The sequence below is a fragment of the Corynebacterium sp. genome, from assembly GCF_030826625.1.
Classification (GTDB): domain Bacteria; phylum Actinomycetota; class Actinomycetes; order Mycobacteriales; family Mycobacteriaceae; genus Corynebacterium.
The window spans coordinates 1-12,372 of sequence record NZ_JAPJNQ010000064.1 but is presented as its reverse complement, the minus strand read 5'-3'; the positions used below and the strand labels follow the sequence as shown (position 1 = coordinate 12,372).

At 55.5% G+C, this 12,372-nt stretch carries 12 protein-coding genes; 8 read left to right on the top strand and 4 right to left on the bottom strand.

What is annotated here, in order from left to right; translation table 11 throughout:
- Window positions 1-43 precede the first annotated feature (43 nt).
- On the top strand, window positions 44-1,732 hold the full coding sequence (locus RCH87_RS08205; RefSeq protein WP_306516224.1) for an ABC transporter family substrate-binding protein: 1,689 nt from the start codon (window positions 44-46) through the stop codon (window positions 1,730-1,732).
- A gap of 42 nt (window positions 1,733-1,774) precedes the next feature.
- On the opposite strand, the gene RCH87_RS08200 is transcribed toward RCH87_RS08205, so the two are convergent.
- Complete coding sequence (locus RCH87_RS08200) at window positions 1,775-2,251, bottom strand: DUF488 domain-containing protein (protein WP_306516223.1); 477 nt, start codon at window positions 2,249-2,251, stop codon at window positions 1,775-1,777.
- A 35-nt stretch (window positions 2,252-2,286) separates the two neighbouring features.
- Between RCH87_RS08200 and RCH87_RS08195 the strand changes: the two genes are divergently transcribed.
- The 3 genes from RCH87_RS08195 (at window position 2,287) to RCH87_RS08185 (ending at window position 5,293) form a co-directional block, all read left to right on the top strand.
- Window positions 2,287-3,156, top strand: a complete 870-nt coding sequence (locus RCH87_RS08195) for a mechanosensitive ion channel family protein (RefSeq protein WP_306516222.1) — start codon at window positions 2,287-2,289, stop codon at window positions 3,154-3,156.
- A gap of 17 nt (window positions 3,157-3,173) precedes the next feature.
- A complete protein-coding gene (locus tag RCH87_RS08190) occupies window positions 3,174-3,743 on the top strand; it encodes a VanZ family protein (RefSeq protein ID WP_306516221.1) in 570 nt (189 codons plus the stop codon).
- A gap of 203 nt (window positions 3,744-3,946) precedes the next feature.
- Window positions 3,947-5,293, top strand: a complete 1,347-nt coding sequence (locus RCH87_RS08185; RefSeq protein ID WP_306516220.1) for a S1 family peptidase — start codon at window positions 3,947-3,949, stop codon at window positions 5,291-5,293.
- Between the two features lie 61 nt (window positions 5,294-5,354).
- On the opposite strand, the gene hisN is transcribed toward RCH87_RS08185, so the two are convergent.
- Both hisN and RCH87_RS08175 read right to left on the bottom strand, forming a co-directional pair.
- Window positions 5,355-6,164 (bottom strand): histidinol-phosphatase, encoded by an 810-nt coding sequence (gene hisN / locus RCH87_RS08180; RefSeq protein WP_306516219.1) that lies wholly within the window; start codon window positions 6,162-6,164, stop codon window positions 5,355-5,357.
- The gene (locus RCH87_RS08175; RefSeq protein WP_306516218.1) at window positions 6,157-7,092 is read right to left on the bottom strand and encodes an inositol monophosphatase family protein; all 936 of its coding nucleotides are present in this window, start codon (window positions 7,090-7,092) and stop codon (window positions 6,157-6,159) included. Before RCH87_RS08175 ends, hisN begins: the two co-directional genes overlap by 8 nt.
- Window positions 7,093-7,167: 75 nt before the next feature.
- Between RCH87_RS08175 and prfB the strand changes: the two genes are divergently transcribed.
- Window positions 7,168-8,301, top strand: coding sequence for a peptide chain release factor 2 (gene prfB, locus RCH87_RS08170; RefSeq protein WP_306516217.1), 1,134 nt, complete (start codon window positions 7,168-7,170; stop codon window positions 8,299-8,301).
- Window positions 8,302-8,349: 48 nt separating this feature from the next.
- Here prfB and RCH87_RS08165 read toward each other — a convergent pair whose 3' ends face one another.
- Complete coding sequence (locus RCH87_RS08165) at window positions 8,350-10,077, bottom strand: AbgT family transporter (protein ID WP_306516216.1); 1,728 nt, start codon at window positions 10,075-10,077, stop codon at window positions 8,350-8,352.
- 207 nt (window positions 10,078-10,284) lie between these two features.
- On the opposite strand from RCH87_RS08165, the gene ftsE reads away from it, so the two are divergent.
- From ftsE to smpB, 3 genes are all read left to right on the top strand, one after another.
- Window positions 10,285-10,974 carry a cell division ATP-binding protein FtsE gene (gene ftsE, locus RCH87_RS08160; protein WP_306516215.1) on the top strand — a complete coding sequence of 230 codons (690 nt, stop codon included), beginning with the start codon at window positions 10,285-10,287 and terminating at the stop codon, window positions 10,972-10,974.
- A 36-nt stretch (window positions 10,975-11,010) separates the two neighbouring features.
- Window positions 11,011-11,913: a permease-like cell division protein FtsX gene (gene ftsX / locus RCH87_RS08155; RefSeq protein WP_306516214.1), complete on the top strand. Its 903-nt coding sequence runs from the start codon at window positions 11,011-11,013 to the stop codon at window positions 11,911-11,913.
- Window positions 11,914-11,935: 22 nt separating this feature from the next.
- The coding region (gene smpB, locus RCH87_RS08150) for an SsrA-binding protein SmpB (RefSeq protein ID WP_306516213.1) at window positions 11,936-12,372 on the top strand (437 nt) is incomplete at its 3' end.

Below are 12,372 nucleotides of genomic sequence, written 5' to 3'. Positions count from 1 at the left end.
GTCTGGTTTTGGGTCTGGTTTTGGGGTTAAAAAAGCCAGCCGCATCAAGAAGGTCGGTATCGGCGCCATGTCGGCTCTTGCGCTGACTCTGGTTTCGTGTAGCTCGGACGGCGGAGACAGTGCCTCTGGTGGTGGCAACGGCGATGGTGGCGCAGGCGTTGAAGTTCACCCAGAAGGCGATTACAACCCGGTTGACCGTGATCAACTACAAGACGGTGGCGAACTGCGGCTGCCGATCGGTGAGATCTCTGAGCAGCAGAATGCTCTGCACGCCAACATGGTGTCCGATACTACGACGGTGTGGGATTGGTATAACCCACAGCTGACCATCATGGACGAACAGGGTGAAGTCGAATTCAACCCGAATTATTTTGATTCCGTAAGTAGTGAAGACGTCGATGGTAAGACGGTGGTGACCTATAACTTCACTGACGAAGCCACCTTCAACGACGGCACCCCAATTGACTGGCGGGCTTTCGAAGCCATCTGGAAAGCTATGAGCGGGGAGAACCCAGAATTCCAGCCAGCTGCCACAGACGGCTACAACTTGGTGGAATCTGTCAAAGAAGGCGATTCTTCCAAGCAAGCGGTTGTGACCTATAAACAGGTCTACCCATGGTGGGAAGAACCATTCACACAGCTGCTGCACCCAGAGGTGGATACTCCAGAAGAATTCAACGAAGCTTATCTTAAGCAGTTACGCCCAGAATGGGGTGCGGGTCCGTATACCGTGGCCTCGGCCGACTTCCAGTCTGGCAACGTAGTCTTCGAACCGAATGACAAATGGTGGGGACCAGCGCCCAAGCTGGATCGCGTAACGTACCGACAGCTGGAATCGCAGGCTACTATCAACGCTTTCCGTTCTGGTGAAATTGATGCTGCGGGTGTGGGCAACAAGAACAATATGTCTATTGCACAGCAGATGGGCGATAGCATCGATATCCGCGCAGCTTTGCGTCCTTCCCATATTTTGTTCTCGTTGAACTCGGAGAGCCCGTTGCTGGAGGATCCGGAAGTACGTCACGGAATTCTTGCAGGTATTAACCGTGAGCAGTTGGCTGAAATCCGCTACAACGGTCTGGATTATGAAGAGGAACTGCCGGGCTCAATGAGCGCTCTGACATTCCAGGATCACTACCAGGACAATTTGTCTGAGGTTCTCGAATATGACCCAGAAAACGCGAAGAAACTCCTAGAATCCGCTGGCTATAGCGAAGGCAGCGACGGGATCTACGAAAAAGACGGCGAGAAACTTTCCCTACGTTATGTCTTGGTCGGTGACGATGACGTCTCCAAGTCCACCGCTTCTGCGCTGCAGTCGATGATGCGTAGCATCGGTGTGGATCTACGCATTGAAGAACGCCCAACCAGTGAATTCGCGAACATCCTGGACGAGCGCGACTTCGATATCTTCTTGAGCGCTGTCGGCGTGACCAGCCCGTACAGCGGTATCGTCTATTTTGAACAGTCCTTCGGCACAGGTTCCAACTTGGATCTGTCAAGCACAGGGTCTGCAGAATTTGATGAAAAGATCAAAGAAATGCAGCAGCTCGAGAATAAAGAAGATCAAATCAAGCGTGCCAATGAACTCGAAAAAGAAGTCTTTGAGCGCTACGGCCACCTGCCATACGCAAATGGTCCACAGATGTCTGCGTACAAGAAGGGCTTGGCCAACTTTGGTCCGGCACCATTCAAGACCTTCCTGAAGGAAGACATCGGTTGGGAGAAATAAGCCACAGTAAGCCATCTGTGATGCTGGCTATCGCAGCGAAGCTCATTCTGCTTCGATAGCCTCTACCAACCATTGCGCCAGGACACGAGCATGGGTGTGCTCAGTGTCCTTGCCGGCAAACAGTAGTGCGATATTTCCTTGCCCTGCCGCTTTAGACAAGGTCGTCATGGCGTCGGCAAGCGCGCCATTGGCAGCTCGCTGGTCTAGCTCGGAGGTGTAGCGCTGGCTGAATTCATCGAAAGACAGCCCGTCGTGGAATTCTTTCCGGAGTTCTTGCGACGGGCACAGCTGTTTATCCCACAGGTCTGGCTGCAGGTCTTCCTTTTTGATCCCACGCGGCCACAGGCGGTCGGCCAGCACAGAAAACGCTGCTGGACGCGCCGTACCCTCACCGCCGTGTTCACCGCGCACGTCGAAGACACGGAATAAGAGGATCTCATGCCCACGCACCGGGTAGCTGGCAACGGGAACCCCCGTGATGGATCCGTCGGTATCTGTCACTCGATTTTGGGAAGTCATGAACCCTAAGATAGTGAAGTGTGAATGGACTCGGCGTGAATGCACCTGGAGAAGAACTCATCCGAACAATTACCTGGGATGGCGTATTACGGGGGCTGATCACACTGCTGATTGGACTCGCCATAGCCGCCGTCGCAACTGCGATCACGCGTTTGTATCTGCGGGCACGCGGCCGGGTACACAGTTCGCGCAGGGTATTGGGACGTCTGGTGTTCTGGATCATCGCAGTGCTGGCTTTTTCTGCCGCCATGACGGTGGTTTTTCCCTCGATTAACCCGGTCGATATTCTCGGCGGCATCGGTGTCGTGTCCATCGCTGCCGGTATTGCCTTTCAGACGGTGCTCGGCAATATGTTTGCTGGCATCATGATCCTTGCACGCGATCAATTCCGCGTCGGTGATCAGGTGCAGGTGGGTGATAACGCCGGCACCATCACCTATATTTATCTCAGTTCCACGAGCATTAGGCGTTTCGACGGCCAGCTCGTGGTGATCCCGAATACGCTCATGCACTCCGGAGAGGTCGTCGTGCAGACCGGATTCGAAACCATCCGCGCCCGGGTCGTGATTGATTTATCGTCGACTGCCGACCTGAACCGGGCGAAAGCCGTTGCTATCGAGGCGATGAGCAGCCTAGATTGTGTGCTCAACGATCCCGAACCAAGCGCGTACTACCACGAGGTAGGAACTGAAACCGTCAGCCTTGAACTACTGTTTTGGTCTGGTTCAACGCGATTGGAATCACGTGAGGCCACCGATGCAGTCATCATCGCGGTGCTCGAAGCAATGCGTTGGGAAGAAATCCCCTTGGCGACGACTGGACTGGAGTCTTTGCGCGTGCGTTCGTCGCAGCAGCAACAATCGCAGGTTTCCGCCCGCAGCCCAGAAAACGGCAATAACGACTAAAACGGCTATAACGACTAATGAAAAATCTTCACCAAATTGCGTTTGTGGCCTGGTTGGCCGTCATTATTGCCTTAACCCTGCTGAAAAGCTTCTATCAGATCGGTTATCTCTGGGACCCAGACAACCAGCGGGTGCGTGAGATCATTCTCGAACCACTCGATGTCTGGCGCTCGTCATCGAACTGGTTCCTCAGTGTGTTCGAATATGGCGGAAATACCGCTTTATTCATTCCCTTTGGTGCGTTATTGTTCATCGTGTTTGCTACGGGAAGTTCGCGCCGGGGAAGCAACCAAGTGCGTAGTGGATCGCGGACTGGGTGGGCAAGTGTGTGGAAAGTCGCTGTACTGGCTGCGCTGTGCAGTGTCAGTATCGAAATAGCACAATACGCATTTTCTGTCGGACGAAGCTCTATTGACGATCTCGTCTCCAACACTTTGGGCGGGTTTCTGGGTGCCTTGTTGGCGAAGGCGGCTGGGCCCAAGTTGTACCCGTTCTGGTCAGGAATTTCGCTGGCTTTGGCAGCGGTTTTTGCTGTGCTGGTGGGGTTTGGCGAGCGGCTCGGAGATCCGGAAAAGATCGTGAACTAACTGCACGTATGGGGGTGGTCCATGCAATGAATAAAAGCGTTCTCCCAGCTCGCGCACACAGGTAATAACCATTTGATAACTATCATTCAACGACCTGATTAACCCAGTGTGCAAGCGGAAAATCCATGCGACGATAAGGCAGAAGAAATCTTGGACACCACAGCCTTTTGGCAGTTTTTCGCGAGCAGAATAGAGGATGATTAGTGCGAGGACGACCAGCGCCGCAGCAAGCAACACCAACGGCCAAGACGCAGCCAGCTTCTGCGCAGCCAGTAGTGACAGCGCCAATGCGTTCGCGTAGTGCACGTCGAGTACTCACCGCCGTGGTGGCCTCGGCAGCAACGTGTGTGGCAGGTTTGTTGACAGGGGCTGCGAGCGCGAGTGCACAACCATGGCAGGAAAACCCACAGGTGGAAGCAGCGAAGCAAGCTCTTGCTGAGGTGACCGCAACCGTCGAAGAAGGCCCAGTGGTTGATTCTGCTGGATTTGTAGACCAAGCACGCACGCACCTGCAGAAGTGGGGAATCGCCACGCCTGAGGTAGACAGTGAAATCACCGATGCGGTTGATCAGCAGCTGGCCAACGTGTTGCCGAAGCATCGCGCGGCGCAGGGCTCACAGTCAAAACCGCAGTCGACGTCGACAAGCACGGAAATGACTGCCGCCGAAAGCGCGCGAAAGAGAGACGACGACCCAGCGCATGATACTGGGAAGAAGGACGTCGAAGCGCAACGCGCCGATAGCCAAGATTACGATGGTATTGGCGAGCGCCCTGCCATCATCGAAAACCCCGCGATCGATCCGAATATGCGTTGGGTGAATGATCCGCTGTCGAAGATCCTGGCAGGCAAGCCGACAGAAGAATTTATCTTGCACCGCGTGCCTGGTTCGTGGTTTGATGCGCCGCGCATCCCGGAAGAATCGAATGAATACCTTTCGCAAGGAAAATCGCTGTACGGCCCGGGAACCCCGCTGTTCGTCGGTGAATCCGGTATTTGCACGCTCGCGGTCGCCGGCACTGACGCCCAAGGCCACAAGATCGGTATTACTGCTGGCCACTGCGGTGCGGAAGGCGATTTTGTCGCCTCGGCTGATTCCTGGCAGGTGGGAAACTCCGGCACGATTGTTGCAACGAACCAGGAATACGATTATTCCGTGATCGAATTTGGCTCTAACGCGGAGGTCAGCCGCAGCTACAACAACGTCACCGTCGACGAGATTGCTGCTGGGCCACGCTTTGGCGAGCAGGTCTGCAAAAACGGTGTCGCCACTGGCCATACCTGTGGCATTCACTATGGCAACCTCCAAGGTCTGCAGTTCAACCAAGTCTGTGCAAGCCTCGGCGATTCCGGCGGACCATTGCTAGTAGGCAACCGCTTGGTCGGCGTAATTTCTGGTGGAGCTAACCCAACGGGGCTGGATCTATCGTGCCGTAGCCCGCTGCAAGGTTTTGTGCACGTGCCGACCATGGCCACCGACGCCACCGCCATCATTAACGACATCAATGCGAAAGGTCGCATCGGCGCTGGCTTCCAGTTGCCAGAAAAATAAACCGCCTACAAACTAAACCACGGAAAAAACTTAAACCTCGGAAAACTTAAGCCGTGGAAAGTTATTCACCGCGAGCTAAAAGGCCCAACACGGCCTCATGAAGGTGCCCGTTCGTGGCCACCGCTGAGCCGTCGTGTGGGCCTTTTGCGCCGTCCAGGCTAGTGAAGACGCCACCAGCTTCGCGGACAATAATATCGAGGGCGGCCAGATCCCACAGAGATACTTCTGGTTCGGCAGCAATATCGACAGCGCCCTCGGCAACTAAGCAATACGACCAGAAATCCCCGAAGCCACGCAAACGCCAGGTCTGCTCACTGAGTGCCAAGAAATTATCTAGCTGGCCGCGTTCCCTCCAACCTTCCAAAGAAGAAAACGACACTGAGGCATCAGCAAGGTCCGCGACCGCCGAAACCGATAACGGGTCGGGTTCAGCATCGAACACGCGGCGAAATGCGCCATGATCTTTCGCGGCGTACCAACGCCGACCCAGCGCGGGTGCAGAGACCACACCGACGACGGGCTCGCCGTCGACAAGCAAAGCGATCAAGGTCGCCCATGCAGGAACGCCACGCACATAGTTTTTGGTGCCATCGATCGGGTCAATAACCCACTGACGCCCGGAAAACTGTGGAGTGCCACCCATTTCTTCACCTAAAATGGCGTCATTATGACGTGCGCCGCCGAGTTGCTCACGCAGCATTTCTTCACACGCAACGTCCGCATCACTGACCGGGGTCATATCCGGTTTGGACTCGATTTGCAGGTCCGCAGACTGAAAACGGTTCAGCGTGATGCCGTCGGCCCGATCTGCCAACTCTAGCGCGAGCGCTAGGTCTTCGGCGTATGGCGAAGTAGAGTGTGGATTAGTCATTGTTACTGCCTTTCAGAATTGCAATGATCTCAGCGACGGTTTGTTTATTTCCTGCGATGTGCCAGCGCACCCCTCCAGCCATCTGGGTGGCGGTGGTTCCGCCTGCGCCTTCGACCAGCGCTTTGCCCGGCAACCAATCCCAAGCAGGAACGGAATGCTGCATCCAAGCATGCAGGGTGCCATCGGCGACCGAGGCGAGATCGACAGAGCCTGCTCCGAGCATGCGCAAGGTAGCGGCCTGGGAAAGTACCGCGTGCCAGGCTTCGCGTGTTGCTTCCTTGGCCATGCACGACGGGTGCAGATAGGTGCCCACACAGGCGTTGCTTAACGGCCTATCGTTGATTTCCTTTACAGCCTCACCATCACGGGTAGTTGTGAGCTTCTCCCCGGAATCCGTGGCACCGCTAAACCAGGTATATCCCATGGCAGGACGGTGCACGGCGGCGGCAATGATGCGCTCAGGGGTACTGCCTGCACCATCGCTGATATCGCCTTCTACCAGGGCGAGTGCTGAGCACCAGTAGTCCGAGCCACAGGCAAAGTTATAGGTGCCATCGACCGGATCAATCACCCAGGTGCGCCCAGATTTGCTCTGCGTGCGGGCACCTTCTTCACCGACGATGCCGTCTTCGGCGCGGATGCCTTCCAAAACGGTCGCGACAAAACGTTCGGCTGCACGGTCAGCATTAGTAACCACATCGGAAATCGACGTTTTCGTGCTCTGCTCTAGGCCTTTTTCGCGCAGGCGCCATGCGATACGCCCAGCATTGAGAACCAGCGCTTGGGCTAATTGCCCGTCGTCGTCGCTGACGTGGGCGACCATGAATGCTTTGGCCGTGGCGTCGATGGCCTTATCAAGCTCGAGTTGTTGATCGTTGGTATGTGCGTCGTCGGAAGCAGAATGTGCAGGCGAATTCATGGCAACCATTTTGCCTGAAAACGTTATGCCTTAAAATCTGTGCGGATCACGCCGTGCAGTACGGATTGAGTAGGCTGGGTGGACATGCGATCGGATAAAGCTGCTGTAGTCAAAGAGCTCACCACCACGCTTTCCTCAATTGAGCAGGTGACCGACCCTGAGTATCTGCAACAAAGGGTACGTGAGCTTGAGGATAAAGCTGCTGATCCTAGCCTCTGGGACGATCCCACTCATGCCCAGAAGATCACTTCGGAGCTATCTACCAACCAGGCGAAATTGCGTAAACTCAACGACCTTCGCCAACGCCTCGATGATATTCCGGTGCTCTATGAGCTTGCCGACGAAGAAGCAGCCGAAGGAGACGATTCCGCGACAGCCGCTGCCGATGAGGAACTAGCAACGCTGGAAGCAGACATCCACGCATTGGAGATCACCACGTTGCTAGCAGGCGAGTACGACGAGCGCGAAGCTGTGATCAATATTCGCTCTGGTGCTGGTGGCGTGGATGCTGCCGACTGGGCGGAGATGCTGATGCGCATGTATATCCGCTGGGCAGAGCGCAAAGGTCACAAGGTCGAAATTTATGACGTGTCGTATGCAGAAGAAGCCGGCATCAAATCCGCGACTTTCGTTGTGCATGGCCAATACATGTACGGCACCTTGTCGGTGGAGCAAGGCGCGCACCGATTGGTGCGAATCTCACCGTTTGATAATCAGGCGCGGCGCCAGACTTCGTTTGCAGAAGTCGAGGTGTTGCCCGTGGTGGAGCAAACCGACTCCATTGAAGTGCCGGATTCGGAAATTCGCACCGACGTCTATCGTTCCTCAGGGCCGGGTGGGCAGTCAGTAAACACCACGGACTCTGCAGTGCGGTTGACCCACCTGCCGACGGGGATCGTGGTGACCTGCCAAAACGAGAAATCCCAGATTCAAAACAAAGCCTCTGCCATGCGCGTGCTGCAGGCGAAGCTGCTGGAACGCAAACGGCAAGAAGAACGCGCCGAGCTGGATGCGCTCGGCGCGGGCGGTAATGCTTCGTGGGGTAACCAGATGCGCTCGTACGTGCTGCACCCATACCAGATGGTCAAAGACTTGCGTACCAATCACGAGATGGGCGATCCAGGCAAGGTTTTGGATGGCGACCTTGACAGTTTTCTGGAAGCTGCTATTCGTTGGCGGATGTCGGATGCCACCCAGGAAGAAGCTGCTACTGATTAGGCAGCCAACGCGCCGGGCACCGCGCGGCTGCCGAATGCGCCCAGCGGATTAGCTCGCTGGGTACTCCATCGGTGAACCTGGGCCCAGTGGGATTCCTAGGGAATACCAGATGATGAAGAAGATGAACCAGCCGATGATCATGGAGATCGAGTATGGCAGCGCCAGCGACATCAGCGTGCCAACTCCGGAACGCTTGTAATAGCGCTGTAAGAATGTCAGTGCCAAAGCAAAGTATGGCGACATCGGTGTGATGATATTTGTCGGGCTGTCACCGATACGGAACAGCATCTGGGTGACCTCTGGCGAGGTTCCAACGTACATCAGCATTGGCACGATCACTGGTGCCATGAGTGCCCACTGCGCAGAACCCGAGGTGATGAACAAGTTCAGCAGCGCAACGAGCACGACGACGCCGGCGAACAGCAGGATCGGTGGCAGGTCTGCACGCTCGAGCAGCTCGGAGCCTGTGTTTGCCGTCCACACGCCAAGGTTGGACCATTCGAACCAGGCCAAGAATTGCGCGACGGCGAAAAACAGAACGATCATTGGCAGCATCGTCTTCAAGCCTGCCGCCATGAAGTCTGGGATGTCTGCGGAACTAGAAATCGATTTAGATACCAGGCCGTAGACGATGCCGCACAGGAAGAACACGCCGGCAATTGGGACCGCGATCGAACGGATCAGTGGTGAATCCATGGTTTCGCCGTCTGGTCCCGCCAGTGGTGAACCGGGGATGAACAGCAGTGCGAAGTAGGCAGCCAGCATGAGCAACAATGCAATACCGGTAGCTCGCAGCCCAGCTTTTTCTTCCGGTGCGAGTTTGAGCTGTTCGCGGGCGCCTTTGCTGTCACGATCGTTATTGCTGGCGCTGTTGCTGTCACTGTTGCTGTCAGAGTCATCGGCATTTTCATCGGCGCTGGAACTTCCAGTAGAACCACCAACAGCGCTATCGAATGACACTTCTGAATAGTCGATCTGGTCGTGGTCAACCAAGTCATGGGCGCGCTTATTGACGAACAACTCGGTGACCAGGGTGATGATCAACGCCAACACCACCGCCGATGGAATCACGAAGAAAATATTCGCCAGCGGGGAGACTTCGTAGTTTTCGTCGACAAGCTGCGCGGCAGGGGTAGAAACTCCGGCCAGTAGCAAGTCAGTGATGTTGAGGATTAGCGAAGAGTTAAAACCTGCCGACGAGGCAGCAAACGCGACCATCGCACCGACGATCGGGGAGCGGCCCAAGGCGTGGAACGACATCGCGCCGAGCGGAATCAGGATGACGTATACCGCATCGGAGGCTACCGAACCTGTCACACCGGCCAGTGCCAGCGTGAAAGTCAACACTTTGGGGCCGACTTTCGCCACCATAGAGCGCACCAGGGCACTGAGTAGGCCGGAGTGTTCGGCGACGGCTACACCCAGCATTACGGTTAGGATCACTCCCAGGGGTGGGAAACTGGTGAAGTTTTCCACCGCGTCGGTGAGCATGCGCTGGAGGCCGTTGGCAGTCAGCAGGTTTTCGACCTCTACGGTCTCACCGGAGTCTGGCTGGGTTGCGCTCATGCCGATGGTGGAGCCGATCCAGCTGGTGATGGCGACCAATCCGGCTAGGATCACGAACAACCAAAACGGATTCGGTAGCTTATTACCGACCTTTTCGATCACTCCGAGGAAGCCGCCCGCGGATTCGCCAGCTTTGCCTCCGGATTTTTTATTCGAGCTTGTGCTCTGCTTTTCTTTGTCTTTCGTGCTCTGCGACGCGGGTGGGTTCATGGTTTGTGGCCAATCTATGGTTCGTCTGCTTGCCTAATATCGGGATCATTATTGTTCGGTGATCCGTCTCACGATATATTGGAGTGAATTTTTTGTCCAGGCTTTTCGCTCACGGTTCGTTAGCGGTGTACTCGACGGAGTATTGGACATCGCCACTAGACATTGCCACTAGACATCGCCACTGCAGATGTGGCTAAAGTGGTAGCTGTGATCACTTTCGATAAGGTCTCCAAAGAATATGCGACGTCGACTCGCCCTGCCTTGGATGCGATCGACCTGCACATCGACAAAGGCGAATTCGTCTTTCTGATCGGGCCCTCCGGTTCGGGTAAGTCGACGTTCCTGCAGTTGCTGATCCGCGATACCAACGTGAGCAAAGGCGATATCCACTTCGCAGATTTCCACGTCAACAAGCTCAAAGGCGGAGAAGTCAACAAATTGCGCCAGCGCATAGGCTACGTATTCCAGGATTTCCGGCTGCTGAGCAAACTCAACGTCTACGACAACGTGGCATTCGCCCTTGAAGTTATAGGGGAGCGTCCGCAGCGTATTAAAAAGCGCACGATGGAAGCACTCGAGTTGGTTGGGCTCGATGCCAAGGCCAGCCGCATGCCGAGTGAGCTTTCCGGCGGTGAGCAGCAACGCGTCGCTATCGCTCGCGCATTCGTCAACCGCCCGTTGCTGTTGCTTGCCGACGAGCCAACCGGCAACCTGGATCCGCACACCGCTGATGAAATCATGACGCTGTTGCGCCAGATCAATGCGAAGGGAACCACCGTCGTCATGTCTACGCACAACGCGCGCACGGTCAATGACATGCGCCAACGTGTCATCGAGATGAATCTCGGCAAGATTGTGCGCGATGAAGCCCACGGTATCTACGGGGAATCGCGCTAACGCTCGCAGCTTTGTGAGCAGAGGCAGGAGAAGAATATGAAACTGAGATTTGTGCTCAAAGAATCGCTGAAGGGCCTGGGGCGCAACTTCACCATGGCTTTCGCGCTGATCGTGACCACCGCGATTTCGCTGAGCTTGGTCACCGCCGGCGTGTTGGTCTCGATGATGACCTCGGACACCAAGGACATTTACCTCGAACGCGTTGAGGTAATGGTCCAACTGGATGGCGATATTTCTGCAAACGATGAAGATTGCTCGAGTGAGAAGTGCAGCGAGGTCAAGGAATCCTTGGAATCGTCCGAGGGAGTCGCTTCGGTGATCTTCCGCTCCCAACAACAGTCTTATCAGCGATTCGTCGAAGTTTTCGGTGAGACTGATCCGGTGCTGGTGGAAGAGACCTCGCCTGATGCTTTACCTGCAGCCTTGCACGTGCGCCTGACAGATCCCACCGATACCACCCCGCTGGAGCCGATCCGTGATTTGCCACAGGTGGAAGGCGTGATCGACCAGGTAGAAGACGTCCGTGGCGCTACCGATAACTTGGATACCATCCGGAATGCGACGTTCATCCTGGCTGTGGTGCAAGCCGTGGCTGCGATCTTCTTGATCGCGAACATGGTCCAAATCGCGGCGTTTAATCGTCGGGAAGAAATTGGCATCATGCGCATTGTTGGTGCGTCGCGCTGGTACACCCAGGCTCCGTTCGTTATCGAGGCGATGCTGGCGACGTTGCTTGGTGCAGTGGTTGCCGGGGCAGGGCTATTTGCCGCGAAATTCACGATTGTCGACCCGTCACTGGCCGGGTTGTATGAATCTCAATTGATTGCCCCGATTCGCACCCGAGATATCTGGGCTACGTTCCCCGCCGTCGCTGTGGCAGGCATGGTTTTTTCCGGGATTACCGCGTATATCACGTTGCGCTCCTACGTGCGGAAGTAAAGCTAGTAGGATTACAGCTGTTATGGCGAAAAAGGGAAACAAGGCGAAAAAGAACGCTGCGGCGGCCAATTCTGCGGTGCTGGCGACGAACCGCAAGGCCCGTCACGATTTCAAGATTCTCGATACCTATGAGGCCGGAATGGTCCTGGTAGGGACCGAGATTAAAGCCATGCGTGAAGGCAAAATTTCTCTTGTCGACGCTTTTGCCACCATCGACAAAAATGAGGTCTGGTTGCGTAACCTCCATATCCCGGAATACTCGATGGGGCATTGGACGAATCATTCACCGAAACGCACCCGCAAGCTACTGCTACATCGGCGTGAAATCGATAAGCTGATGGGGCAAGTTCGTGATGGCGCCCGCACACTGGTCCCGCTGAAGGTGTATCTCAAAGACGGGAAAGCCAAATGTGAAATCGCGCTCGCGGAAGGTAAATTGAACCGCGATAAGCGCGAAGA

Bases quoted from the DNA above. Each gene is read 5' to 3' on its own strand.
- prfB (WP_306516217.1), top strand. From the start codon at position 7,168: ATGCGATCGGATAAAGCTGCTGTAGTCAAAGAGCTCACCACCACGCTT.
- ftsX (WP_306516214.1), top strand. From the start codon at position 11,011: ATGAAACTGAGATTTGTGCTCAAAGAATCGCTGAAGGGCCTGGGGCGC.
- RCH87_RS08190 (WP_306516221.1), top strand. From the start codon at position 3,174: ATGAAAAATCTTCACCAAATTGCGTTTGTGGCCTGGTTGGCCGTCATT.
- RCH87_RS08200 (WP_306516223.1), bottom strand. From the start codon at position 2,251: ATGACTTCCCAAAATCGAGTGACAGATACCGACGGATCCATCACGGGG.
- hisN (WP_306516219.1), bottom strand. From the start codon at position 6,164: ATGACTAATCCACACTCTACTTCGCCATACGCCGAAGACCTAGCGCTC.
- RCH87_RS08165 (WP_306516216.1), bottom strand. From the start codon at position 10,077: ATGAACCCACCCGCGTCGCAGAGCACGAAAGACAAAGAAAAGCAGAGC.
- RCH87_RS08175 (WP_306516218.1), bottom strand. From the start codon at position 7,092: ATGGTTGCCATGAATTCGCCTGCACATTCTGCTTCCGACGACGCACAT.